Origin of the sequence: Acinetobacter sp. ANC 5054 (assembly GCF_002135295.1) — a bacterium.
Classification (GTDB): domain Bacteria; phylum Pseudomonadota; class Gammaproteobacteria; order Pseudomonadales; family Moraxellaceae; genus Acinetobacter.
This window is the reverse complement of sequence record NZ_NEGG01000002.1, coordinates 238874-265302: the sequence shown is the minus strand read 5'-3', so window position 1 is coordinate 265302 and position 26429 is coordinate 238874. Positions and strand designations below refer to the sequence as shown.

Below are 26429 nucleotides of genomic sequence, written 5' to 3'. Positions count from 1 at the left end.
GCTTATGCGAAAACAACACGGATTTTTTCGTCAGCGCCTTCAACTGATTCAGCGTTGTCTGCAATGTGACCCATAGTGAAAGCTTTTTCGCCTAGACCATTGAGTAATTCAACAGTTTTGTCAGCATCACTAGCATCAACAACCAAGACCATACCTACGCCACAGTTAAATGTGCGATACATTTCAAATTGTTCAACACCACCTTCTTTTTGAAGTAGTTTGAACAATTCAGGCCATTCCCAAGACGCTTCGTTTACTACAGCTTGAGCACCGTTAGGAAGTACACGTGGAAGGTTACCCGGTAAGCCACCACCTGTGATGTGTGCCATCGCATGCACATCAACTTCTTTTAACAGTTGAAGAATTGGTTTGACATAAATACGCGTTGGTTCCATTGCAGTGTCTGCAAGTGGACGACCATCTACAATTTGTGTCATGTCAACATTTTTAACATCTAAGATTTTACGAAGTAATGAGTAACCATTTGAATGTGCACCTGAAGATGCTACACCAACTAAGACATCACCCGCTTTAACTTTAGAGCCATCAATAATTTTGCTTTGCTCAACGACACCTACACAGAAGCCTGCAAGGTCGTAATCTTCACCTTCATACATACCTGGCATTTCAGCAGTTTCACCACCGACCAATGCACAGCCTGCAAGTTCACAACCAGCACCAATGCCAGTCACAACATTTGCAGCAACGTCGACATTTAAGTGACCAGTCGCATAGTAATCAAGGAAGAATAGTGGTTCAGCACCACATACGAGAAGATCGTTTACGCACATTGCAACCAAGTCTTGACCAATTGTGTCATGACGGTTCAAATTCAATGCTAAACGTAATTTTGTACCAACACCATCTGTGCCAGATACGAGAACAGGTTCTTCATAACCTTTAGGAATTTTACAAAGTGCGCCGAAGCCACCTAGACCGCCCATAACCTCAGGACGTTTTGTGCGCTTAGCGACGGATTTGATACGATCGACTAACGCGTCGCCCGCTTCAATGTCGACACCTGCATCTTTGTAGCTTAAACCAGTGTTTGGGGTAGAAGTTGAGTTGCTCATAATGAAGTCTCCGCATTCGCGCGGGGATTATAACCTGAATATGCGAAACTCTTATGCTATTTCGCACTAAAATGTTATCTTTATTCAAATATTTTCTTTTCTATAACGATTACATTGAAAAAAGGTGACTTTGTATGGGTGATCGCACCTTGCGCCGAATTTTTATACTTGCTGGGATAGCATTGATACTCTGGGTTATTTACCTGCTAAAACCAGTCGTTGTGCCTTTCATTGGTGCTTTTTTAATAGCTTATTTATTTAGTCCTCTCGTCGATAAATTACACAAAATAGGTTTGCCTCGCTGGCTTTCCATTAGTTTTGTGTTTGTTGGCATTGGTGTGGTTATATTCCTGGCTATGTGGTATCTGGTGCCGTTAGTTTGGCAACAGTTGATGTACGCTAAAAATAACATTCCGGGCAATATTCATTGGGTGAATTACACCTTCCTGCCATGGTTGTCGAGTACTTTTAATTTAGTGCCTATGGAAATTGACACTGAACAAATGTCTGCTGCAATCATGGAATATATTCAAACCAATTACAGTGCAGACAGTATTCAAGCGATGGTCTTGAAAGTTGCACAATCGGGTCTGAACTTTATCCAAATCGGTGGCACAATTGTATTAATTCCAATTATTGCATTCTATTTCTTATTGGATTGGGAGCGTATGTTGGACAGTATGCGTCGTCTCATCCCACTTAGATATGAAAAAAGCACTTTAACGATTGTGGGTGAATGTCACGAAGTTTTAGGTGCTTTTGTGAAAGGTCAATTCTTAGTGATGTTCTTACTGGGTGTGGTCTATGCTGTTGGTTTACAATTGATTGGCTTAGAGGTCGGAATCATTATTGGGATGATCGCAGGTCTGGCGAGTATCATTCCTTATTTAGGTTTTGCGGTGGGTATTATCTCGGCGATCATCGCTTGTTTATTTCAATTTGGCTTAGATTGGGTGCATTTGGCGTTAGTCCTTGTTGTGTTCTTAATTGGTCAAGCAATAGAAGGTTATATCCTTCAACCATTCCTCTTAGGCGATAAAATAGGTCTTTCACCCGTCGCAGTGGTCTTCGCCGTGTTAGCAGGCGCTCAGTTGGCAGGTTTACTCGGTATGTTGATTGCATTACCTGTTGCCGCAATCATTGTGGTTTTACTGCGCCATGTACGTGAAAACTATGAAAAGAGTGACTTATATCGAAAAGAGGTGCTGATCATGAGTGATGCAGCGACTGGAACTGTGACAGTTGAAACAGATGATGTTTCTGTCGATGTAGAGCTGAAAAATCATTCTGGAAATGGACTGCAAGATCCTGAAATTTCGAGTAACATTGGACAATCAGATAAAAAAGATTGATAAGGCAAAAATATAGATATGCGTCAATTGCAGTTAGATATAGAACCTCAACTCGATGCCCGGATTAGTGATTTTTCTGGGCCGAGTTGGGGACATGTGATTGACGGTGTTCGTCAGTTACATGCGGGATTAATGAATCGCTTCTATGTCTATGGTGGTGCAGGGACAGGCAAAAGCCATCTACTTTCCGCCATTTGTGATTCATATCTAGAAATTGGTAAATCGGCAATTCAGGTATCTTTACTTGAGTTGCTTGATGCTCCGACAGAAGCCATTACCTCACTCGATCAATTTGACTTGGTCGCACTCGATGATATTGAAGCCATCAGTGGTGTTCCACATTGGCAAAAAGCTGTTTTTCACCTGATTAATTATAATAATGAGGAAGGTGGGCAACTGGTCTTTTCATCGCGTGTTGCACCCATTGAACTAAAACTAGAATTACCTGATTTACAATCGCGCCTCACTCAAGCGGTGAGCGTAAAAGTGCCTAATGGTAGCTTGTATGCAGACAGACAAGCGTTGGTCACTTCTGTGTTAGCACGTCGCGGCATACACATGGATCAACAAATTTTAGATTATTTGTTAGCACATGGACCGCATCAAGCTTCGATTCTATTACGTTCTTTAGAGCAACTGATTCAGATGTTGAAAGGCGAAAAAGTAAAGCTGAGTAATGCTAATTTAAGACAAATATTTGCATTAATTGATGAATATCGGTAAGCAATAAAAATTCTTGAGTAATTACTCAAGCTGTGACAAAGTACATAAAAATATTTTAATGTTGCAAGGATTGTGCAACTTAAAAGAATAAAAAGTAAAAAAAATTTAAGGAGATGGATATGCTCAAACAGAGCATAGGCGTAGGCATGCTGCTTGTTGCAGGTCATGCATTTAGCGCTGAAATAACTGTAACGACTACGGAAGATATCGTTAAAGATGACAAGGAATGTTCTCTTCGTGAAGCAATCGAATATATCAACAATGGCATGCCAGAAGCCGGATATAATGGTTGTGGTGGCAAAGACGCATATGCATCTGTCTCTTTAGCAAAAAACGCAGTCTACAAATTAGAAAAAAAAATCGATATTAAAGCTGAGTTGAACATCAAAACTGTATATGACAGTAATGTAAATGAAGATGTTGTGCTGGGTTTAAATAATGCCGTCATTGAAATGACAGGTAAAGATCAAATTTTTAATATTAATGATGACGATAATGGTGTTGTTGCAGTTAACTTTAAGGAAATTACCTTTAAAGGCTGTAAGCAAGATCAATGTGCTGAGAAAGGCGGCATCTTATATAACAACGAAAAATTAACTTTAGAAAATGTTAAATTTCAGGATGGCTACGCACGTTTTGGTGGCGCTATTTACAATGAAGGATTTTCAGAAGATGGCGTTGGTTCAGCAAGCCGCTTATATATCCGCACAACTATTTTTGAAAACAATAAAGCCGTAGAGGGTGGTGCAATCTATTCAAAAGCACCTGCTTATGAAATTTATACTTCTTTGTTTAAAGGCAATGAAAGTAGTTCCGGTGGTGCCATTGTTTTTAACGCAAATGGCATCGCTGATATCTCGAAGTTAACATTTGCAAATCCACAAAATGTCATTGCGAATAGCACATTCTTTAAGAATAAAGGTTTTGCTATTAATGTTCGCGATGGATTAGCACTCAATAATATTACTGTGGTTAAAAATAGTGGTGGTATTGAATTTAATACAACTTCTGAACATGGTTATCTTGCCAATAGTGTCGTAATTGGCAACAACCTTGGCGGAACTGCGCAAGATTGTAAAATTGTCGATAGCAGTGCAGATCAAAGTGTGTTGTATAACAACTTGGTAGGTACGGGATGTCCAGTCGGGCCAGTCGCAAATTTGAATGATGTCTGGTCTGGTAATAGTCTATTGGCTGGTGAAGATGAAGGGACGTGTAAGACTTTAACGGAAGATCGAACTTCAGTTTTCTGCCCATTTAATACACCGAACAAAACCTTTATTGGTTATTTGCGTCCACGTATTTTGTTGGATTATGCAACAATTTTCGCAAGCCCAATTTTAAATAAGGGTAAAACCACAGCAGATGGTAATACACATCATGTTTACTGTGAAGGTTCAGACCAACGTGGTAAAACGCGTAATTTAGATGATGTATGGTGCGACCGTGGTGCTATTGAAATTGTAGTACCTGTGAGTATGCCGCGTTTGGGACAAGACATTAAAGTTGGCGAAGTAGCTAAATTTAATATTTTAGATTCATTAGGCGATAGTGACTTAATTCCAAAAGAAGAATGTACCAAAGTCATGGGCATGGAAAATCCGACAGGTAAGCCTTGGCAGGATGGCTGCCCAATTCTAAAACAAACTACGGATTCAAAAGGGACTTTCACGCTCAATTTAAATGGCGATTTTGAATATAAGCCAGATGGTAATTGGCATGGTGCAGATATTTTTGAGCTACGCGTAGTAACGTCATCAACACGCTTCAATACTTCGGCAAAAAATTATTTAGCAGCCGAAGTTCGTATTGTGCAAGAACCAACTGGTGAAATGGAAAGTAAAACCGTAAAAACATCGGGTGGGGCAATTGGGTGGACAGGATTGTTCGCTCTTATGGGCTTAGTTGGATTTCGTCGCTTTAAGAAATCGCCTTGATTTATCGTTTAAGGACAGCAAATGAAAAATTATAAAAAAGGATTGCTGGCTGTCATGGTCCTCGTGGCTATGTCATCTATGGCAGAAACAAGTAAAGTTATCAATGTCACAACGTTTGATGATGAAGATGGTGAAAACTTAAATAAATGTTCTTTGCGTGAAGCAATTGAAACAGCTAGAAAAAATAAAGCTTATGGTGGATGTACTGTCGGAAATGCATCAAATGGTCAGACGGATTATATTCAACTTGAAGCAGGTGAATACCTGTTAAACAAGGGTGAATTGGTCCCACAAAATCAGATTGTGATTAATGGTAAGAGTCGTTTTAATTATGACGCTAAAAATTTACTGACTCAAAAATACCCTGCGTATGAAGATATTAAATCGACTATTAATGCGCAAGGTAAATCACGTATTTTCAATACCTCGCGCTCCGAAGCGAATTTCGTAGTGAACAATGTACGCTTAACTGGCGGTATGTCGCAAGATTTGGGTGGTGCAGTATATTTAGGTGGCGCTTTTAGCTTAAATAATGGTGCAATTGAAAATTCTGAAGCGAAAGTTGCGGGTGGTGCTGTTTATGCCGTTGCCCATAATATGGCGAAGAAGACGCTCATTACCAGTAGCTTTATTAAAGGAAATAAAGCTCCCAAAGGCAGTGTAGTCGCTATGGATTGCATTGGTAATTTGGGTGATACACTGCCTGAAATTACCTTTCAACAAAGTAGTATTATCCAAAATGGTTCGGCAACAACAAATAGTGTATTTGACTTTTGTGGGCGCACGACAGTAGAACTAACCGCGAACACCATTGCACAGAACCAAGCAAATCCAGCTTCGGGGAGTATTATTCGTGCGATTTCAGATGGAACTGATCGGCTTAGTGCCTTTTCTAGTTTTATCTTGACCAGTAATACGATTGTTGAAAATAATGCAGCGAGCACCTATTACTACGACAATAATGGAAGTAAGGCGTGGTATTTTAACCTGTTTGCCTACAATACGGGTGGCAAGTCGTGCCGTTATTTAAATAACCAAGTTCCTGATAATGGGCAAACCTTTGTTACGATTTATAACGCGCTTGAATTGGCGAAAGAACAGTGTGATTTACCTGAAAGTGTACTGAATAACGCGAGTGAATATCTCAAAAATTACGATGTTTCCAACTATGCAATGAGTACTTTACTCAGTGGTTTGCAGGCGAAGTCGGCATACAATTTATATTTACCCTTGTATTATCCAAAGAAAGCCAGTGGTGGTTTCAGTTTGCTTAATCTCGGTATGGATGGTTGTAGTACAGCTGATCAACGCGGTATTTTACGTATTACAGACGGAACATTGCAGCTAAATCCGGGTCAACGTAATACTTGTGACATTGGTTCGGTTGAATTAATGAATTTGACTGCTGCAGATATGGCAGATATTAACAATGAATCATTAACAGCGTTGCAGGATAAATATCAAAACACAATTGATCAGTTGAAAAAAGATATTGATGACGAAGAGTTTAAAGAATACAAAATTGCCAATCAGTATGATTTAGATAATTACCAAGCTGTTTTAGCCGCATTGAAAAACAATCTGAAATACCGTGCAGTTTATTTTGACCCTTTTAAAGAATCGCTTCCTCAAGAAGAGTATGTGGATGGTACAGCTGAAACACGTCAAATTGCCTTAAATACAGATAACTACACGGTCACCGCTTCTCCAATTGGTATTGGTTCATCCGTAACTATATCGACTACAGGTGAGGCGAGTATTGTGGGCAATCCTGCACATGATTTACATTGTGATTGGGATGCCGGGATCAAGCAGATTGTGATCTATCGTGCCAGTGGTGCGACAACAGCACCTACGGAGTATGGTTTCTGCAAATATACCCTTAAACAAAAGACAGGTAGCCAAGCGGAATCTTCAGGGATTGTGCGTGTTGCTTTTAAAAATATTGCACCAGTAGCAAAAGTCGCAGAATACAGCATCAGTCCATCCAATGATCTAAGTATTACAGTAAATAATATTATTGAAAATGCGAATGATGAGGGGGATGGTCCAGTTGCAAGTCTGCCAGTTGGCAAAAAGCTATGGCATCAGAATGAAGCTGGTCAGGATATTCCAATACGTTTTTCTAAAATTCCAGCAGGTTTAAATTTTGAAGCAGAATTGAGTGGACCGTGTCCAGCAAGCTATCCACGAGAAACTTGCTATGGTGGAAAAGTGACTTTCTCTGTAAAAAATGCTTTTAGTCAATTTGATTATCCAGTGCAATATAGTGTTTTAGATAGTGATGGTCTGGAATCTGGTAATGCCATTATTACCTTAAAAAATACGGCTAAAAATACCAATACATCTTCGAGTGGCGGCGGTGGTTCAATGGGAATTTTTGGATTATTGGCTCTGATGGGATTAGGTGTATATCGACACCGTAGTAAAAAGTAATCTTAAATATTAAAAAAGCCTCTAAATTTAGAGGCTTTTTTATGTGTATTAACAGCTTAATAAAAGTGAAACAATAGGGACACTATTAATGAGAAACGATCACAGGTTGAAGATATTTATTAATATATTCATCACGAATTGCTGAGCGCTCATCTGGGCTGGCTTTTTGCATACGCGTTGCAAGCTCTTTACGTTCAAGTGTGCTCATCTTTTGCCAAGTTTCACGCATACGTTGCTTTTCAGCATCAGGCAATTGGGTAAACCAATCCATGCGTTGTTGTAAACTGATACTTTGGTTAGATGGAATCTCTTTCAGTGTTTGATATTTCTTGATCAACGCTTGTTGTTCTGCTTCAGACAAAGAATCCCAAGTTTCATTGACTTGAGTATCGGCATCTTTAGAAAAAATCCAAAAACGGTCAAATCCTGCAAAACTGGTTTGCAGGAAGCTGAATGCACAGAAAGCGATTGCTAATTTTTTAGCTGCCATGTGGAACTTTGTCCTCACCCAAAACCATTAACATTTCAAGATCTTCTACCATTTGCGGAGAAAGCTTAGGGGTAGAAATCACTTGATTTTGTGGTTTCTCATCAAGCACAGTCGCGTTTGGTAAAACAATAAAACCTGCAATTGCGGCAGCAAGTGCAAAGCCTGACATTTTCCAAAAACCATAGCGTGACGTTTCGCGTTGATGTATATCCTCAAGCACGTTGTTCATGACAGTGGCTTTGTCTTTATGATGTTGTGCGAGTCCATCAAGTTTGGAAGTTACTTGTTTTAAGAAATCATCTTGTTTCATTCGGATGACCCTCCCATATGTGGATTCAAATGTGCCAAAGCGGTACGTAAACCCTGAATGGCACGGTGGTAATGTGTTTTCACACTGCCTTCGGAACAATTCATAATTTCTGCAGTTGTATGCGTATCAAAACCTTCCCAAGCGCGCAACATAAATGCTTGCTGTTGGCGGACTGGAAGTTCTGCAATCGCATTTTGAATTTCTTCTGCAGTAACTGCTTGATCTAAGAAGTCGAAAGGATTGGGCGTTGATTCATCTACAACATCCTGAACTTCGACTTCATCGTCATCAAGACTAACTTTTCTGAATAAGGAAAATGGTTGTGAACGTCGTGCTTCTTTACGACGCCAATCCTGTAACTTATTGTTCAGAATAGTATAAAACAGGGGATACCATTCTTCCGTCGATTTTTCAGCATAGGCTTTATGCAATGAAATAAAAGCTTCTTGCACTAAGTCCATTGCGATGCCATGTTGACCGTGTGTTGCACTTTCCATCATGACTAATGCACGACCCGTCACTTCATGCATGAAGTTTTTCAGACGAGACTCTGCCGTGCTCTTAAGAACACTGCTGTTTTTCGTCTCAGACTGTTTGGGTGCTAAATCCATAGGGATGGAGAATCCTGTCATTGGATACCCACCATTATTTCCATATTCATATACAAATAACGCTGGAAATAATGGTTAGGTTGACAAAAAGATTATTATTTTTTCTAGTGTAATCTATTTTTCTGTAGGGTTGCCGCGAAATAAAATAAATTAACGATTTTACTGACGCTGGCGAACCATTTCAAAAAAGCAGATCGAACCAGCAATGGCCACATTTAATGACTCTTGACCACCCGGTTGCGGGATTGCTATGGCTTGAGCATGTTTTAACGCATACTCTGAAACACCTTGACCTTCATTACCTAAAATCCAAACGCATTGTTGGCGTAAGTTTTTAGAATACAAATTCTCTGATTGGTGTGAACTGGTGGCATATACAGGAATTTTGAATTTAGTCAAAATATCTTCAAGTGCTATATTTTCATAAGTATTTAATGAAAAGTGCGCACCCATACCTGCACGAAGAACGCGTGGAGACCACAATGAAGCGGAACCTTTAGTACACACCACTTGTTCAATACCCGCAGCTGCTGCAGATCGTAAAAGCGTACCTACATTGCCAGGGTCTTGGATATTATCCAAAATTAATGTGTCTTCACTGAAATTGAGGGCATCACGTTGCGTTGGTAAATCAACAATTGCCAAGCAAGCAAGAGAAGTACCCAAAGTACTAATATCTTTATAGAGAGATTCACTTAAGATAAATACTGCACCCGTATACTGTTCAGCAATACGGTCAAAATCTGCGTGATTAATCGCTTGTTCAGTGGTGAAAATTGATTTAATCGGTTGTTTTGAATCAAGCCAAGACAATACTAAATGCGTACCTTCTAAAACAGTTTGACCTTGTTTTTTACGATAGGTATTTTGCTCAATTAAACCGCGTAAGTGTTTGATTTTAGGGTTGTCTTTTGATTCTAGGTAAATCAGCGCCATGAGGGAGATATCCATGAGAGTCAGTCAGCTGACTCTCATTAAAAAATTAAATTAGTTGTGGTAAGACGTTACGAGTTCTACTTCATTTTTTGAACCAATAATCACTGGCACACGTTGATGAAGTTCTGAGGGGTGAATGTCTAGAATACGAACACGACCTGTAGTTGATGCACCACCTGCTTGTTCCATAAGCATACTCATTGGGTTTGCTTCATACATTAAACGTAGACGGCCCGCTTTTTTCGGATCTTTAAAGTCATATGGATACATGAAGATACCGCTACGGCAAAGAATACGGTGAATATCACCCACCATGCACGCTACCCAACGCATATTGAAGTCTTTTTCACGTGGTCCAGTTTTACCTGCAAGAAGTTCATCAATATAACGTTTTACAGGTTCTTCCCAATGACGTTGGTTTGATGCGTTAATTGCATATTCTTTAGTATCAGCAGCAACAGCAATGGCATCTTTGGTTAATAGGAATTCTTTAGTTTCTGGATCAAAAGTGAAGAAGACAACGCCTGCACCAACAGTCAAAGCCATCATTGTTGATGGGCCATAGAGTACATAACCAGCAGCTGCTTGGTTTACACCAGCTTGCATGAAGTCTTCAGCTTGAGTTACTGCATTTTTTGCAGGAAGAATAGAGAAAATTGTACCGACACACATGTTGATATCGATGTTACTTGAACCGTCTAGCGGGTCAAACAAAACAAGATAATCACCATTTTCTTGTGCAGGCGTAAATTCATCGAGTTCTTCAGATGCTAAGCCACCCACATGTGGATGTACTTTTAAAGCATCAATTAAATAGTCATTTGAAATAACATCTAATTTTTTTTGTTCTTCACCTTGAACGTTTTCATGTTGCGCGCTACCCAATACACCAGCTAACGCACCTTTTTGTAAAAGAAGGTCGATGTCTTTGCATGTATTACCAATTGTTTCAATAACTTGTGCAAGTGCTGGTGTTAAGTTGCCACTTTGTTGTTGTAGAAATTGGGAAAGGGTGAGATTTGACATAACAGGAAAACTCCAAATATAAACTTATCAAAAATGATAAAAACGTGATTGTGCAACATTTTAGATGAGAACGAGACAAAAGAAAAATTAAACTAGACTATTTGCCGTGATTTTACCCTTGCATGTCCTGAATAACATGCTATGTTGAAGGGAGATCAAAAAATGAAAGACAGGGAGCACAACAATGACCACAAAAAAATTTGATGCGACTCCGACACCGAGCGAAGGATTGAATTTAGATGAGATTTCTTCGGACAATGTTAAAGCTGCGTGGAGTGGCTATGAAGCAAAATCCGAATACAAAAAATTCAATAAGCATGATCTGATTGAATCTATGCAAACTGAAAAAGAAGATGCGGAACAACCAAAAGAGGGCGCATAACTTCCTTAATTTCAGTCATCTTAGTTCAAACTTTGGATCAATCAAGATTGAATTTTAAGATGAAATCAAAATATTTCTTCATTAATAAAAAAGCACTCAAAGTTGAGTGCTTTTTTATTATGCAAAATGCAGAATTATTTTAACAGTGGTGGAACAGCTTCGTAGTTGATTTCTACGCGGCGGTTCTCTTTCCAAGCACTTTCATCATGACCTGCATTGACTGGCATTTCTTTACCATAGCTGACTGCTTCAAGTTGGTTTGGATTTACACCCGTAGTAACAAGGAAGCTTTCTACGGCTTTAGCACGACGCTCGCCTAGCGCCATGTTGTATTCGCGCGTACCACGTTCATCTGTATGACCAGTTAAAGCTACTCGAGAGTTAGCATTTGCAACGAGAAATTGTGCATGTGCTTGAAGGGTTTGAAGGTCTTCATTGGTTAATTCTGAGCTGTCATAGTCAAAATGAACAACGCGTTTTGCTAAAAATGCTTTGTTTGCTTCAGTTACACCTTTAGACGATGCGCCCGCAAGATTTTGAGCATTTAGCGCAGCATCTTCACTCAAACCAGAAGTATTGACTGAGGTTGAGCCAGATGGATTTTGACCTGCTTGAAGATCAGTAGCAGGTTTACGACTAGCACAGCCAGTCATTACTAAGGCTGTTGCTAAAACAGGAAGTACGAATAATTTTACAGCGTTCATCTTAATCTCCATGACGGTTCATTGTGATATTGGTAAAAAATAGTGGAATAAAACATTAAGTGCTTATTTAGGAGCCCAAGCAGGTTCACGTACTTCACCTTGTTCACTTGGAAGATTCATACGGAAACGACCATCCAGTGACATGATTGCAAGCAAACCGCGATTGCCTTCGCGAGTTGCATAAACAACCATTTGCCCATTGGGTGAGAAGCTTGGCGATTCATCTAAACTGGTTGGCGTTAATATGTTGGTCACGCCTGAGTTAATGTCTTGCACTGCTACTTTGTAGTTACTGCCACTTGGGCGATGAACAAGTGCTAATTTTTTGCCATCAGCACTCAAAGTACCACGTGCATTAAATGCACCACGGAAGGTCAGACGTTTCGTGCTTTCAGAACTCAAGTTGTAGCTATAAATTTGTGGAGAACCACCGCGGTCAGAGGTAAAAATAAATGATTTACCATCGGGTGCATAACGTGCTTCTGTGTCGATCGCCGTATCGTTGGTCATACGCTGAAGTTGGCGCGTTTGTAAATCCATTTGATAGATTTCAGGGTTGCCATGCATTGATGCAGTAAACAACATGCTTTTACCATCTGGAGAGAAGCTAGGCGCACCATTTAAACCACGGAAACTTGCAACTTTTTCACGATTACCAGTTGCTAAGTCTTGAATGTAAATCGCAGGGCGTTTGGTTTCAAAAGAGACATAAGCCAACTTTTTGGCATCAGGCGTCCACGCAGGTGATAAAATCGGGTCGCGTGAAGTTAAAATCGTGCGTGGTTGTTCACCATCGGTATCGGCAATTTGTAAGGTATAACGTTGATCTGGTGTTGCAGCATTACGCAGTACATAGGCAATACGACCACTAAAGTCACCAGCAATACCTGTTAATGCTTGATAAATGGCATCACTGATCATGTGTGCTGCTTGACGAGAGCGTGAAGTGGGCACCGTGAGTAACTCATTGAGTAGGTATTGTTTTTTTTCTACGTCATAGAGTTGATAGTGAATTTCAGTCGACCCATCTGCTGTGGTTTTAGATGTTCCAGTAACAACATAAGGTACATTCGCTGCTTGCCATGCTTCTGCATTTGGAGTGTTATTTGCAGCTGTAGCAGGCAAGTTTTTAGATGCGCTGGTAAATTTACCTGAACGATTTAAGTCACTTTCTACTACTGGGTAAATGTTGGCATCATTGCTAAATGGAACAATCGCAATTTTAGGTGCAGCTTCAGGTGCTTTGGTAATTTCAAGATGCAGCTGTGCATGGGTTTGGGTCACTAAAACTGGGCTCAAGGTAGTCATAATTGCTAAGCAAAGTAGATGTTTACGCGTCATTTCCATCATTCGCTAATTACTCTAAAAATGTGAGTTATTGTCTATATTTGGTTGTGTCACATAATGGCATGATTTTGAATTATTAAAAGCATGAAAATATGACTGAACTGTTATAACACTGTGAAAAATGCAGAGATTTTATTCGGTTTTGCTGAAGTTTATCTTAAAAGTGATGAAGACAAAATCACAATTTGAATTGAAAATGATAATTCTATCGAGTGTAAATTTAATTTTTGAATCAAGCGTTTAGAAAATTTAAAAACGAATTGATAGCTTTCTGTAATGAATGCTAGCGAGCGTAAAGATTCTCGGAAAAACACGATCAAAATTTTTCTGATTTAAATTTTATCTTTGTAACTTCTTCATTTCATAATTCAGATGGAGCTTGTGATATGGCTTTAGGCTACATTTTATTATTTTGAATAGCTATGCTGATGGTATTTGCAGGCCCATTTTCTTTTAATTAGATATAAGAAAAAATTGATGAAAACCTGATTGGGCAGCGTCGAAGAAGAGATATGAATTGAACGGTTTTCAGGAATTTTTTGAGCATCGATAGGTAATCGTATCGAAAATAAAAAAGTGTTTTCGTATTTTATGATTGGGTCTTGACGTAAATTAAAAAATCCCCGCAACGTATGCAGGGATCTAAAAGGCTTAGTTTGAAGATTTGAAGGTTGAAGTAAAGCTTCGTGCTTCAGCTCTAGCATCTGGATCGCTTGGCATAGGGTAAGGTGCAGCAGCACGAACGGCAGCTTCAATACTGGCTTTCATATCGGGATCGCTAGAATTTACGATTACTGATCGGACGGAACCATTATCTGCCAGTGTTACTCGAGCAGTCGCGGTCTTACCAGCAGAGTCGGAAGGTGTATCCCATGCACGTTTGATTTTATTTTCAAAATCTTTTTTAGCCGTTGATGCAATCTTTTTAGATTCAGCTTTTTTCTGTGCGGCTTCTTCAGCGGCTTTGCGGGCAGATGATGCTTTGGCTTCCTCAGCTGCACGTTCGCGTGCTTCTGCATCGGCTTTTGCTTTGGCGTCTGCTTTTGCCTTGGCGTCAGCATTTGCTTTGGCCTGTGCATCGGCTTTCGCTTTAGCATCTGCTTTTGCCTTGGCGTCAGCATTTGCTTTGGCCTGTGCGTCGGCTTTCGCTTTAGCGTCTGCTTTTGCCTTGGCGTCAGCATTTGCTTTGGCCTGAGCATCAGCTTTTGCCTTAGCATCTGCATTGGCTTTGGCCTGAGTATCAGCCTTCGCTTTAGCGTCTGCTTTTGCCTTAGCATCTGCATTGGCTTTGGCCTGAGCATCGGCTTTCGCTTTAGCATCAGCTTTTGCCTTAGCATCTGCATTGGCTTTTGCCTGAGCATCAGCCTTCGCTTTGGCTGTTGCAGCTGCTTTAGCTTTATCAGCTTCTGCTTTTCTTATAGCATCGGCACGAATTTTTTCAGCTTTCGCTTTGGCATCTGCATTGGCTTTATTTAAGGCTTCGGCTTTGGCTCTCTCATCTGCTGCAGCTTTGCGTTTTGCAGCGTCTGCATTGGCTTTAGCTGTTGCATCAGCTTTGGCTTTTGCAGCTTCTTCTGCAAGCTGGCGGTTCGCTGCTGCTTTTGCATCTTGTTGGGCTTTTAATTTTGCAGCTTCAGCAGCTTTTGCTTGTTCTTGAGCGCGTTTGGCTTGATCAGCAGCTTTTTGTTCAGCAAGTTGCTGTGCTTTGGCTGCGGAGAGTGCTTGCTGTGCCGCAATTTGTGGATCGGCTTTAGGTGTTTCGGCTGGCTTTGGTGGTGCAGAAGTTGGAATTTCAGGTGCTGGTTCTACACTTGGTTCAGCTGTTTGAGTGATGTGTTCAGCAACATTTTCATGCGCTGTTTCATCAAACTGGGTTTCTTCACGCGTCACCGGTTTTAAATCTTCTGGTTTAACTAAAACCGTCGTGATTTTTTTTGGAGGCTCAGGCGGTTTACTCATGCCCAAATAAAGTAAGCCAACTACTGCAATAACGTGCACGCCAAGCGTGAAGCCAATCGCAACAGCTTTTTGTTTAAACGGCGGCTTTTTAAAATCGTTCATAAATTACTTTAATGGCTCAGTCAGTAAACCTACTTGTGTTAATCCTGCATCCTGAAGGGCAGACATGAGTTTCATGACTTCACCATAAGGACGAGATTCACTGCCGTTAATGAGCACACTCATTTGTTTTTTCTGTTCAGTGGCTTGATTTTGTGATTCAGTCAAAATTGCTTTCAGCTCATCAAGTGTAAGCACGTCGTTACTGTGGGCTTTATCTTCAAGTTTGATTGTGCCATCAGCTTCTAATGTCACAATAGCAGGGCGGTCTTCTGCCTGCATAGGTGTGCCATTGGCTTGTGGTAAGTCCACTTTAACACCCGTGGTAATCATTGGGGCAGTCACCATAAAGATGACTAAAAGTACCAGCATGACGTCAATATATGGCACGACGTTCATGTCACTTTTTAATGGTTTTTTAATGCGCTCAAAGCGTCCAGAACGTTGAATAGCCATTAGTCATTGTCCTGAGTCGAACCTACTGACTGGCGTTGTAATAACGCAACCATTTCTTCGGCAAATAGCGCCCGATTATTATAAACCGTTTCGCCTTTAGCTGTGTAATGGTTAAACGCTAATACCGCAGGAATTGCAGCAAATAGGCCAATTGCAGTGGCAATTAGAGCTTCAGCAATACCAGGAGCTACTGTTGCAAGTGTCACTTGGTCTACATCTGCCAGGCCAATGAAGGCATTCATAATGCCCCAAACCGTACCAAATAAACCTACATAAGGTGCAACTGAACCAATACTTGCGAGGGCACCAAGACCATTTTCCAAATGCCCTTGGTCGCGGCTTAAGCCTACACGTAAAATACGCTCTGTGCCTTCAACTGACTGAGCAGATGAAGCATTACGTTTTTTAAGTTTGAAAAATTCGCCTAAACCTTGATAAAACACATCTTCAAGGCCAACACGTTTTGAGTTGAGTTGAGCATTGTTATAAAGCGTATTGAGTTCAGCACCAGACCAGAAAATTTTTTGAAAATGTTCATCATCTGCTTGGGCTTTTTTATAACTCATGTGTAACTTGGCAATCAAATACCAACTGAACAACGAGGCCAATAAAAGCAAGAGCATTACCAATTGAACGACAGGACTTGCTTGAAGGATAAGATCTGAAACTTTAAGTGTTGATTCGAGTTGAGTTGCCATAGTTACTACATGTGCCAAATAATATTTTTTTAATCTTGTTCCAATTCTTTCTGAATTAGTTCACGTATTTCATCAGGTAAGCGACGTGGTTTCATCTCTGAACTGATACATGCCAATTCTACCTCACCTGATGCCAGCATCATATCACCACGATAAATATTTTGTTGCAATACAAATGACGTAGCCTTACACGAAACTACACTTGCTGTAACAGTAATCAGGTCATCCATTAATATAGGGCGTGAATATTTCACATTAATTTTATGTACGACAAAATTATAATCTTTTTGATGCCAGTAGTGATCAACGCCTGATGCGCGAAGCCATTCTGTACGTGTACGCTCCATGAAGCGGATGTGGTTGGCATGATAAACGATACCGCCTGCATCTGTATCTTCAATATAGACACGAATGTTGAATTCGAATTTGTTCGCCATGAGAGTGTTCCGTTGTTAAATCTGATTGGTTTTTGGCTGCACTGAAACTAAAAAAATTCATCATGTGAAAACATGACTTTAAATGTTTAAATCGTCAAGTACATCAATGACGGGCAGTTTAGCACCGTGAGTCATCAGTCCAATGGCACAAGGTTTCAACTCGCATAAAACTTTGTGAATGTTCTTTAAATATAAGCACTCTATATTCAATTAAAGCTACTGCTCATAATCTACTTAATTTTTATTTTATAAGTGCATTTAAATATGCAGCAATATATCTAGCAATAGCCTGTTTTTGATTGGTATCTTTAGTTTTTTAGTTCAGCAACATGTCACAAAAAATTGTAAAATTTAAAAAATATTTAAAGAATAGGGAGTTTTTATACTCCCATATCTGATCTTTATTTCGGTTCTGGCGGTGTCATACCAAACTGTAAATACGCCATATTGGTAGCAATACGTCCACGTGCGGTACGCATGACATAACCTTGCTGAATTAAATATGGCTCTATCACATCTTCCAATGTGCCTGAATCTTCTGCCATGGCTGCTGCCAAAGCTTCAACACCCGCAGGCCCGCCATCAAAACGTTCCAATAACATTGAAAGATAACGGCGGTCTAAAGTGTCTAGACCATCTTTGTCGACATTCAGCATGTCGAGCGCACGCTGTGCCATGTCTTGGGTGACTTCGCCTGTGCCTTTGACTTGGGCATAGTCGCGAACACGTCTTAATAGTCGGTTGGCAATACGTGGTGTACCGCGTGCACGACGAGCAACTTCTTGTGCACCTTCATCTGTAATAGGCACATCCATTAAGTTTGCTGAACGATTCACAATATGTGTTAAGTCTTTCACCGAATAGAATTCAAGGCGTTGCACAATCCCGAAACGGTCACGCAATGGTGAGGTCAGCAAACCTGCACGTGTCGTTGCGGCAACGAGCGTGAATGGTGGTAAATCGAGTTTGATTGAACGTGCAGCAGGGCCTTCACCAATCATGATATCCAGTTGGTAATCTTCCATTGCTGGATACAAAATTTCTTCAATGACAGGTGATAAGCGATGAATTTCATCAATAAACAGTACATCGCCTTCTTCAAGGTTGGTCAGCATTGCAGCTAAGTCACCAGCACGTTCAAGAACTGGACCTGAAGTAGATTTTAGGTTGCCACCCATTTCACGCGCAATAATATTGGCAAGTGTGGTTTTACCTAAACCCGGTGGGCCAAAAATAAGGGTGTGATCGAGGGCTTCTTCGCGGCCACGAGCAGCGCCAATGAAAATTTCCATTTGTTCACGAACAACGGGTTGTCCGATGTAGTCTTCTAGTGACGTTGGGCGGATGGCACGGTCGAAGTGGTCCTCGGGTTTTTCTGAACCACTGATAAGACGGTCTTGCATAAGTTTGGCTTCAATTAATACGATTTAAAAAAACAAAAAACATGCGTTAGGCATGGCGGGGTCTTTTCAATACTATTTTTACTTCAGGAATAACCTGCGGTTCGCCTTACTTTTGTTTCGGCAAAAGTAAGCAAAACCATTGTCATTCGCAAAACTCGTCGAATGTTGATGCGAATCAACTATATCGCAGAAACATTATCTTGCAAAAGCTTCCTGTCTCGAACAGTTGCGAATGACATTTTCGCGTATCACTCTATCATTGTGATTCAGCGTATAAAGGTTTACTTATTCATCGACTTTAATGCAGCACGAATAATGTCGCTGGCTTCAGTAAAGTCACCTTTGGCTGCATTTACTAATTTTTGTGCTTCAATTGGTTTGTAGCCTAATGATTGCAATGCCGCTTCTGCTTCAGCAACAGCAGAGTTACCTGTAAATTGAATTTGTGTGGCTGTTGAGTTGCTAGGAGCAACACCAGATGACATTGCCTTAAAGCGGTCGCGGAGTTCTATCATTAGACGTTCAGCAGTTTTTTTACCGACACCCGGTACTTTAACCAGCGTATTTACGTCTTCATTTTCTACAGTATGAATCAGCATTTCAACGCTTAAGGTCGATAGAATGCCTAAAGCCATTTTTGGGCCAACGCCATTCACTTTAAGTAAAGTGCGGAAAATTAATTTTTCTTGAGCATTGCTAAAGCCATAAAGGAGTTGTGCATCTTCACGAACTGCAAGATGTGTCCATAAAGTGACTTTCTGACCTTTTTGTAACTGGCAAAATGTAGAAAGTGGAGTATCAATTTCATAGCCCACACCATTTACATTGAGTAATACTGTTGGTGCTTCCAGTGCAAGCACTTCGCCAATTAAACATCCGATCATTTGATTTATTCGCTTTATTTCAGTTCAGGAATGGGCAATTGCCCATCTTTTCAATTTGTTGTGAGATTAGCGTGATGGCCAGTGAATTACTAGCCTTTGCCTTCTATAAGATTTAAAAGAACCCAACCTTATTGCCTTGTAACTCTTGCGCTAAGTTATAAGCCTGATGGTCGGAGAACTTCGAAATAATGTCGAGTACTTGCATAATATTGTCATAATGTGAAATTCCAAAATGCGCCCCCGCGCGATGCAGGATCGACATCAAGCGTTGCTCTTTAAAGCTTAAGGTTTTATTTGGCGTTGTAAGAGGAATAAAGGCATCCAAAATATTTTGTAGACTTTGATGCGCAATAATTTCCAATCCTGCTTTGTGTGGATGTTCAAAAATTTTATCTCGTGCAAGCTCTTTGGCACGATTGATGCCCATTTCTATGTCAGCACTACAGTATTGCAATAAGCTGCCTTTCAGCTGCCCCGACAAGATTTCAGTATGTTGACGAGCAAAAGCAGTCGTCACTTCCTCAACTAAACGCTTCATGACGCGACCACGTAATGCAGCAATCTTTTGTTGCCATGTGGTATCAGGCATCGACAGTTCAATAGGAACACTATAGTCGCCTAAAAGACTGAGAAAAATTGGCTCAACTTCTTCATAAGACAACATGTTTAAAATAATGCCATCTTCTAGATCAATTAAGGCATAGCACATGTCGTCCGCTGCTTCTAATAAATAGGTGAGTGGATGACGGCAGTAATGGTCTGGCCCAAGTTGAATGAGTCCGAGCTGTTCAGCTATTTGTTTTAAAATTTCCTTTTCCGCTTGATAGCAACCAAACTTGGCACGTTGACTGGCAGGCGTATTACCTTGAGAAGCAATGGTTTTGGATAGCCATGGGTACTTTAAGTAAGCTCCTAATGTTGCGAAAGTAAGACGCATACCGCCTGCATTGGGGTGATAATCAATTTTAGTCAGTAAGCGTAAACCTTGTGCATTACCTTCAAATTGACGTACATCGGCTTCTTCTTCAGGACTTAAATCTCTGAGAAAGTCTGTATGTGAAGCATCATCAAACCATTCACGAATCGCATACTCACCTGCATGACCAAAAGGTGGGTTACCAATATCATGTGCCAAACATGCGGCTTGAATAATCGCGCCAACATCGGCAGGAGAAATCCACATTGGAAGTGCGTCTTTGATTTTTTCAGCAGCGAGCATGCCGAGTGAACGACCGATACACGAAACTTCAAGTGAATGGGTTAGTCGCGTATGAATACCGTCGTGTTGTGTGAGTGGGTGAACTTGGGTTTTACGGTTAAGCTGACGAAAGCTTTGCGAAAAGATAATGCGATCATAATCTTTATGAAATGGGCTACGTGCCTGTTCAGAACTATGTTTATTACTACCAAGACGAACTGTTGATAACAGTTCAAGCCAACGCATTTGAGTCATTTATCGTTATTCATTTATTTACTAAAAACTATGATGCCAAACTTGTGACTAAAGTAATAGTGGGTCGCGTCATAGCTTGTCACTTTATTTAAAGGTATTAGTATTGAGCAAAGAAAATTTAATCAAATACACAATTAGCTTGCTACTGAGGCGGGTAGGTACAGCAGTATTCATCTTAATGAATGGTATCTTTTAGATGAATTTTATTCATTGGCTAGACTATTAGGTGATTCATAGCACAATGGTGACGTGGACTTGAAAGCCGGAAAATTCTAAATTTGATATTAATTTTCAATTAATGTTTTTTACAATTTATTTTGTGCTAACCTGCACTGCTGTATTTAATCTTTTTGACTGAAAATAAAAACAAAATTTAAAAATCTCGTGTCATTCTCGAACAGAAAATGCTTTTCCCATCTAGCTGATTTCAGCAATACACAGTAGAATGTGCGCTCTCTTCAAGTCACATTGCGGCTTGGTTCAAAAGACCAGCCCGTGGAGCCAAAATCAGCATGTTTATCGTGGCCGGTGCATCAGCACACTCTTCTTTTAAGAAAACGCAACTATTAACACGTCTATCTTCGATTAGTTCTGTTCAAGAAATTGAAAGCCAGTTGGTCTATCTATTTGACCAAGCGCTGAGCGAACAGCAACAGCAATCCGCTTTACAGCTACTTAATGATGGTCAATCTTTTGAATTGCGCCAGCCAGCAAGTGATGAAGTCCAAATATTAGTGACGCCACGCGTTGGGACAATCTCTCCGTGGTCGTCGAAGGCAACAGATATTTTCGCCAACTGTAATACACCGGTTCATCGCCTTGAACGCGGTGTTTTGTTTACTTTGAAGGGCGTAAATGCTGTTTCAGACGAAGTAAAACTGGCATTGCATGACCGCATGACAGAAAGCGTATTCAATGCAATTGAAGATGCAGCAGCACTTTTCTCTGAGACTGAGCCTAAACCTTTAAACTCAATTGATATTTTGGGTCAAGGTAAAGAAGCACTGGTAAAAGCCAACTCAGAATTTGGTTTTGCACTGTCTGATGAAGAAATTGATTATTTAACAGCAGCTTTTACAAAAATGGGTCGCAACCCGCATGACATCGAACTCATGATGTTTGCCCAAGCGAACTCAGAACATTGCCGTCATAAAATTTTTGGTTCTGAATGGACAATTGATGGTGAAGTTCAGCCATTGTCATTGTTCCAAATGATTAAAAACACTTATAAAGAATCACCTACAGATGTATTGTCGGCATATAAAGACAACGCATCAGTGATTGTGGGTTTTGACACGCAGCGTTTCTATCCAAAACAAGATGCTGAAACGGGTCACCACGTTTATAAATATAAGAGCCAAGCTGCTCACATTCTTATGAAAGTGGAAACACATAACCATCCTACAGCGATTGCACCTTTTGCGGGTGCTGCGACAGGTTCGGGCGGTGAAATCCGTGATGAAGGCGCAACAGGTCGTGGTGGTAAGCCAAAAGCAGGCTTAACAGGTTTTACTGTATCTAACTTGAATATTCCGGGCTTTGAACAGCCTTGGGAAGAAAACTACGGTAAACCATCTCGTATGGCATCTCCACTTCAAATTATGATTGAAGGTCCATTGGGCGGTGCAGCGTTTAACAACGAATTTGGTCGTCCTGCATTAAATGGTTACTTCCGTACATTTGAACAAAATGTAAATGGCGATGTAAAAGGCTTCCATAAGCCAATTATGATTGCTGGCGGTTACGGTAACATCCGTCCTGACCATGTAGAAAAAGATGCGATTCAACCAGGCGATTTACTGATCGTACTGGGTGGCCCTGCAATGCTGATTGGTTTAGGCGGTGGTGCAGCATCTTCTGTAGATAGCGGTAAATTGGGTGAAAACCTAGATTTCGCTTCTGTACAACGTGAAAACCCAGAAATGGAACGCCGTTGCCAAGAAGTGATTGATGCTTGCTGGCGCATGGAAGATCACAACCCAATCGTATCTGTGCATGACGTTGGTGCGGGTGGTGTTTCAAATGCTATGCCTGAGCTGGTAAATGATCACGAATTGGGTGCGGTACTCGATCTACGTAAAATTCCTTCGCTTGAAAAAGGTATGTCTCCAATGGAGATTTGGTCGAACGAAGCGCAAGAACGTTATGTATTGGCCATTCGCCCAAGTTCTTTGGAATTATTTGAATCACTTTGTGCACGTGAGCGTTGTCCGTTTGCGGTATTGGGTGAAGCGACTGAAGCGCGTCACTTAACAGTTGAAGATCCATTGTTCGAAAACAAAGCTGTGGATATGCCAATGCAAGTGATGCTTGGTGGTACACCGCGTATGAGCCGTTCGTATGAAACTGTTGAACGTAAAGGCGACGACTTCGAAGCTTCAAAAGTCACTGACCTGAAAGATGCGATTTACCGCGTTCTGAAAAATCCAACTGTTGCTTCTAAATCGTTCCTCATCACTATTGGTGACCGTTCGATTACAGGTATGGTTGCACGTGATCAGTTCGTAGGTCGTTGGCAGGTTCCTGTAGCGGATGCTGCGGTTACAACAACAAGCCTTGTAGGTTACACAGGTGAAGCGATGGCAATGGGTGAACGTCCACCTGTAGCATTGCTGAATCCTGCTGCGTCAGCGCGTTTATCAGTTGCTGAATCTATTTCGAACATCATGTCTGCAAAAATCGACCAAATCAGTGACATTAAATTGTCTGCAAACTGGATGGCGGCTGCAGGTCAAGTTGGCGAAGACCAAGCATTATTCGAAGGCGTAAAAGCCATCGGTATGGAAATGTGTCCTGCACTAGGTATCGCAATTCCTGTCGGTAAAGACTCATTGTCTATGCGTACCACTTGGAATGACGAAGGCGAAGACAAGTCTGTAACTTCTCCAATGTCAGGTGTAATCACTGCATTTGCACCAGTGACTGATGTTCGCAAAACATTGACACCTGAACTTAAAAATGAAGATTCAGTACTTGTACGTATAGATTTGTCTAAAGGTCAATTCCGTCTTGGCGGTTCGATCTTAGCTCAGGTTTACAAAGCAATCGGTTCAGTTACTCCAGATGTAGACAGCTTTGATGACTTCAAAGCATTCTTTGCATTGGTTCAAGACTGGAACAACCGTGGCTTAATTCAGGCTTACCATGACATTGGTGATGGTGGTTTGGTTGCAACTGTTGCTGAAATGATGTTTGCATCACGCTTAGGTGTGGCTTTAGAAGATCAATCCGTTGAATCTCTATTTGCAGAAGAAATTGGTGCCGTATTGCAAATTTCTAAAGCAGACTGGGCAGCACTTGAAGCTGAAGTTGCAGCATCTAGCTTAAAAGATGCAATTGTAGTTGTAGGTACTGTAAACACTACAGATACTTTAACTGTAAATGGTTTGAACTTAGACCGTGTTGAATTGCAACAAGCATGGACTGAAGTGTCTCACCAAATCCAACGTTTACGTGATAACGTAGAAACTGCGGATCAAGAATATGCGTTAATCGCGGATAAATCACATGCAGGTTTAATTGCAAAACCAACATTTGATTTGAACGAGCCTATTGAAGCGCCGTACATCAACGAACGCCGTCCAAACATGGTGATTCTGCGTGAGCAGGGTGTAAATGGTCATGTCGAAATGGCTGCTGCATTCGACAAAGTTGGCTTCAATACCGTTGATGTACACATGAGCGACTTGCTTGCTGGTCGTATCAGCCTTGATGACTTTGAAGGTCTAGTGGCTTGTGGTGGTTTCTCTTACGGTGACGTATTGGGCGCAGGCGGTGGTTGGGCGAAATCAGTATTGTTTAACCCTAAACTACGTGACCAATTTGAGAAATTCTTCAACCGTGACGAAACCTTCTCTTTAGGTATCTGTAACGGCTGTCAAATGCTGTCTCAATTGGCTCCGCTTATTCCGGGTGCAGAAGCTTGGCCTCGTTTCCATCGCAATACTTCTGAAATGTTTGAAGCGCGTGCTGTAAACGTACGTGTAGAAAAATCAAACTCTGTATTGTTAGAAGGCATGGAAGGTTCGATTCTTCCGATCGCTGTTGCGCATGGTGAAGGCCGTGTGGTTGCTAGCAGCGATAACATTGAGGCATTGAATGCGGGTGATCAAGTAATCTTGCGTTATGTAGATAGCCAAGGTAATCCGACTCAGCACTACCCATTGAACCCGAACGGTTCACCAGAAGCGATTTCTGGTGTAACTTCGAAAGATGGCCGTGCAACAATTATGATGCCGCACCCTGAACGTAACTTCCGTGCGATTCAGCATTCTTGGAAACCTGAAGATTGGGATCAAGATGGTGCTTGGTTACGTATGTTCCGTAATGCACGTAAATTTATTGGTTAATCTTAGATAGATGAATCATAGAAAAGAGCCGCCCTCGGGTGGCTTTTTTTTATGGTAAAAATTTACCAAAAGATATATTAATTATTGTGAATGCTTGTTTTTACACATATAATCGCTTTCGTTTTTTAAACCACCTGCGGGTGGTTTTTTGTTAGTTTTAAATTTTTATTTCTCCCACTGAACTTGGTTTAGATTTTGCTTTTATATTTGTGGAAACATGCTAGTGTGTAATTTATGCACAATAACTATGCAAGATAAAAGAAAGATGGATAACTAAACGAGTTCAGTATCAACACTCATGATGAGGTGATGACATGATTAAAACAGTGCAATATTCGGCAGTTGATAAGTCTGCGTTGCGTAAAAAGGGCTGGAAGCTTTTTGGTGTAGTCGTGTGTTTACAGTTGATGTTTTTAGTTTTGGGTTATGCGTTGCAGATGTAAATATTGGGACAATTGAAACCGCCGTGAGGCGGTTTTTTATTTTGGGATTCATTTACTTTTGACAGGGTATGAGTAGCACTGCTCTGTAAGACAAAAACTCTATGTTAAACTGAAGGGACGTTCTGTCCCACAATCTAACTGGTGACATACATGTCGCTAGTCATGTGATCAAATATTAGTAATTATTTTTTTTCTTTTGTTATCATGTATTAAATATAATATTTATGAGTTAAACATTGAAAACTAAAAAGAACAGTTTAAAAGGTAATACAGCATTTGGCGTTGTTGTTAGTTTGCTCGGAATAGCTTGCGGCTTATGGCTGTTAATTTCTTTAGAGAAAATATCGGGAGCTGAATTTGTTGCGTTTAGCTTTGGATTTGCTGTAATTGGCCTGATTATCGCGTTCGCTGCAGAGGTGCAGGAGTTTTCGATTGCAGGAAATGGCGTCAAGTTAAAAGAATTAAGATCGGAAGCTGAAAAGACTATAGAGGAATTAAAGGAAGCTAGAACAGAATTATTTAGATTAATACTTCCACAGATTATGCAAGGGTCTCAGAATACTTTGGATCGAATAGATCCTAGGATAGTAAGTTTTCTTCACTTTTTTGATCAAATAAAAAAATTTGAATTAGTAAATGAACTTAGAGGTGAAATTGAACATGTTCTTCATGTCTTATTAATTTGTCAGTATGGAAAATTAAATGTAATACATCAAAGTTCTAAAACAATAGAAAATAGTTTTGATGAATTAGATACACCAACACATTTATTTATAGCTTTAAGCGATGAAAATGTAGCATCATTCATGAGATTTAATGAGCAATATAAAAATAGCGGGCTTGCAAAGAAAGATTTAATTCAGGGAATACATGCGTATACAAAATTATATGACATAAAAATTCAACTAGATAAAATGTAAA

At 40.5% G+C, this 26429-nt stretch carries 23 protein-coding genes; 8 read left to right on the top strand and 15 right to left on the bottom strand.

The genetic code is table 11. The features are described from left to right. Window positions 1-2: 2 nt before the first annotated feature. Entirely contained in the window at window positions 3-1073 is a 1071-nt protein-coding gene (gene purM / locus B9T33_RS03585; protein WP_086177579.1) for a phosphoribosylformylglycinamidine cyclo-ligase, read from the bottom strand. Window positions 1074-1207: 134 nt separating this feature from the next. Between purM and cxpE the strand changes: the two genes are divergently transcribed. The 4 genes from cxpE to B9T33_RS03565 all read left to right on the top strand — a co-directional run bounded on the left by cxpE (window position 1208) and on the right by B9T33_RS03565 (window position 7521). Next, complete coding sequence (gene cxpE / locus B9T33_RS03580) at window positions 1208-2425, top strand: chloramphenicol efflux transporter CxpE (RefSeq protein WP_086177578.1); 1218 nt, start codon at window positions 1208-1210, stop codon at window positions 2423-2425. An 18-nt stretch (window positions 2426-2443) separates the two neighbouring features. Then, window positions 2444-3148, top strand: a complete 705-nt coding sequence (gene hda / locus B9T33_RS03575) for a DnaA regulatory inactivator Hda (RefSeq protein ID WP_086177577.1) — start codon at window positions 2444-2446, stop codon at window positions 3146-3148. A 119-nt stretch (window positions 3149-3267) separates the two neighbouring features. Beyond that, window positions 3268-5085 (top strand): rhombotarget A, encoded by a 1818-nt coding sequence (rbtA, locus tag B9T33_RS03570; protein WP_086177576.1) that lies wholly within the window; start codon window positions 3268-3270, stop codon window positions 5083-5085. Between the two features lie 21 nt (window positions 5086-5106). Further along, a complete protein-coding gene (locus B9T33_RS03565) occupies window positions 5107-7521 on the top strand; it encodes a CSLREA domain-containing protein (protein WP_086177575.1) in 2415 nt (804 codons plus the stop codon). An 85-nt stretch (window positions 7522-7606) separates the two neighbouring features. On the opposite strand, the gene B9T33_RS03560 is transcribed toward B9T33_RS03565, so the two are convergent. The 5 genes from B9T33_RS03560 to B9T33_RS03540 all read right to left on the bottom strand — a co-directional run bounded on the left by B9T33_RS03560 (window position 7607) and on the right by B9T33_RS03540 (window position 10894). After that, window positions 7607-8011 (bottom strand): DUF3106 domain-containing protein, encoded by a 405-nt coding sequence (locus tag B9T33_RS03560; RefSeq protein ID WP_086177574.1) that lies wholly within the window; start codon window positions 8009-8011, stop codon window positions 7607-7609. Then, window positions 8001-8321: a hypothetical protein gene (locus tag B9T33_RS03555; protein WP_086177573.1), complete on the bottom strand. Its 321-nt coding sequence runs from the start codon at window positions 8319-8321 to the stop codon at window positions 8001-8003. Before B9T33_RS03555 ends, B9T33_RS03560 begins: the two co-directional genes overlap by 11 nt. Next, on the bottom strand, window positions 8318-8932 hold the full coding sequence (locus B9T33_RS03550) for an RNA polymerase sigma factor (protein ID WP_086177572.1): 615 nt from the start codon (window positions 8930-8932) through the stop codon (window positions 8318-8320). Before B9T33_RS03550 ends, B9T33_RS03555 begins: the two co-directional genes overlap by 4 nt. Before the next feature lie 159 nt (window positions 8933-9091). After that, entirely contained in the window at window positions 9092-9868 is a 777-nt protein-coding gene (locus B9T33_RS03545; RefSeq protein WP_086177571.1) for a TrmH family RNA methyltransferase, read from the bottom strand. A gap of 51 nt (window positions 9869-9919) precedes the next feature. Then, window positions 9920-10894, bottom strand: coding sequence for a class 1 fructose-bisphosphatase (locus B9T33_RS03540; protein ID WP_086177570.1), 975 nt, complete (start codon window positions 10892-10894; stop codon window positions 9920-9922). A 184-nt stretch (window positions 10895-11078) separates the two neighbouring features. Here B9T33_RS03540 and B9T33_RS03535 point away from each other — a divergent pair, with 184 nt between their 5' ends. Beyond that, complete coding sequence (locus B9T33_RS03535; protein ID WP_086177569.1) at window positions 11079-11276, top strand: NF038105 family protein; 198 nt, start codon at window positions 11079-11081, stop codon at window positions 11274-11276. 134 nt (window positions 11277-11410) lie between these two features. Here B9T33_RS03535 and pal read toward each other — a convergent pair whose 3' ends face one another. The 9 genes from pal to B9T33_RS03490 form a co-directional block, all read right to left on the bottom strand. Next, window positions 11411-11980 (bottom strand): peptidoglycan-associated lipoprotein Pal, encoded by a 570-nt coding sequence (gene pal, locus B9T33_RS03530; protein WP_086177568.1) that lies wholly within the window; start codon window positions 11978-11980, stop codon window positions 11411-11413. A gap of 63 nt (window positions 11981-12043) precedes the next feature. Continuing rightward, entirely contained in the window at window positions 12044-13327 is a 1284-nt protein-coding gene (tolB, locus tag B9T33_RS03525; RefSeq protein ID WP_171263569.1) for a Tol-Pal system beta propeller repeat protein TolB, read from the bottom strand. Window positions 13328-13978: 651 nt separating this feature from the next. Next, entirely contained in the window at window positions 13979-15388 is a 1410-nt protein-coding gene (gene tolA / locus B9T33_RS03520) for a cell envelope integrity protein TolA (RefSeq protein ID WP_086177566.1), read from the bottom strand. Window positions 15389-15391: 3 nt separating this feature from the next. Continuing rightward, window positions 15392-15841 (bottom strand): protein TolR, encoded by a 450-nt coding sequence (gene tolR, locus B9T33_RS03515; RefSeq protein ID WP_086177565.1) that lies wholly within the window; start codon window positions 15839-15841, stop codon window positions 15392-15394. After that, entirely contained in the window at window positions 15841-16539 is a 699-nt protein-coding gene (gene tolQ, locus B9T33_RS03510; protein ID WP_086177564.1) for a protein TolQ, read from the bottom strand. The genes tolR and tolQ overlap by 1 nt, the downstream gene beginning before the upstream one ends. Window positions 16540-16568: 29 nt before the next feature. Then, the gene (ybgC, locus tag B9T33_RS03505) at window positions 16569-16976 is read right to left on the bottom strand and encodes a tol-pal system-associated acyl-CoA thioesterase (RefSeq protein WP_086177563.1); all 408 of its coding nucleotides are present in this window, start codon (window positions 16974-16976) and stop codon (window positions 16569-16571) included. 401 nt (window positions 16977-17377) lie between these two features. After that, window positions 17378-18379, bottom strand: coding sequence for a Holliday junction branch migration DNA helicase RuvB (gene ruvB / locus B9T33_RS03500; protein ID WP_086177562.1), 1002 nt, complete (start codon window positions 18377-18379; stop codon window positions 17378-17380). A 281-nt stretch (window positions 18380-18660) separates the two neighbouring features. Then, entirely contained in the window at window positions 18661-19263 is a 603-nt protein-coding gene (ruvA, locus tag B9T33_RS03495; RefSeq protein ID WP_086177561.1) for a Holliday junction branch migration protein RuvA, read from the bottom strand. Between the two features lie 112 nt (window positions 19264-19375). Next, on the bottom strand, window positions 19376-20716 hold the full coding sequence (locus B9T33_RS03490) for a deoxyguanosinetriphosphate triphosphohydrolase (RefSeq protein WP_086177560.1): 1341 nt from the start codon (window positions 20714-20716) through the stop codon (window positions 19376-19378). A 512-nt stretch (window positions 20717-21228) separates the two neighbouring features. Here B9T33_RS03490 and purL point away from each other — a divergent pair. The 3 genes from purL to B9T33_RS03480 all read left to right on the top strand — a co-directional run bounded on the left by purL (window position 21229) and on the right by B9T33_RS03480 (window position 26428). Continuing rightward, complete coding sequence (purL, locus tag B9T33_RS03485) at window positions 21229-25065, top strand: phosphoribosylformylglycinamidine synthase (protein WP_086177559.1); 3837 nt, start codon at window positions 21229-21231, stop codon at window positions 25063-25065. Between the two features lie 314 nt (window positions 25066-25379). Beyond that, window positions 25380-25508 (top strand): KGW motif small protein, encoded by a 129-nt coding sequence (locus tag B9T33_RS16640; RefSeq protein ID WP_265733588.1) that lies wholly within the window; start codon window positions 25380-25382, stop codon window positions 25506-25508. Window positions 25509-25744: 236 nt separating this feature from the next. Then, window positions 25745-26428 carry a hypothetical protein gene (locus B9T33_RS03480; RefSeq protein WP_086177558.1) on the top strand — a complete coding sequence of 228 codons (684 nt, stop codon included), beginning with the start codon at window positions 25745-25747 and terminating at the stop codon, window positions 26426-26428. Window position 26429 lies beyond the last annotated feature (1 nt).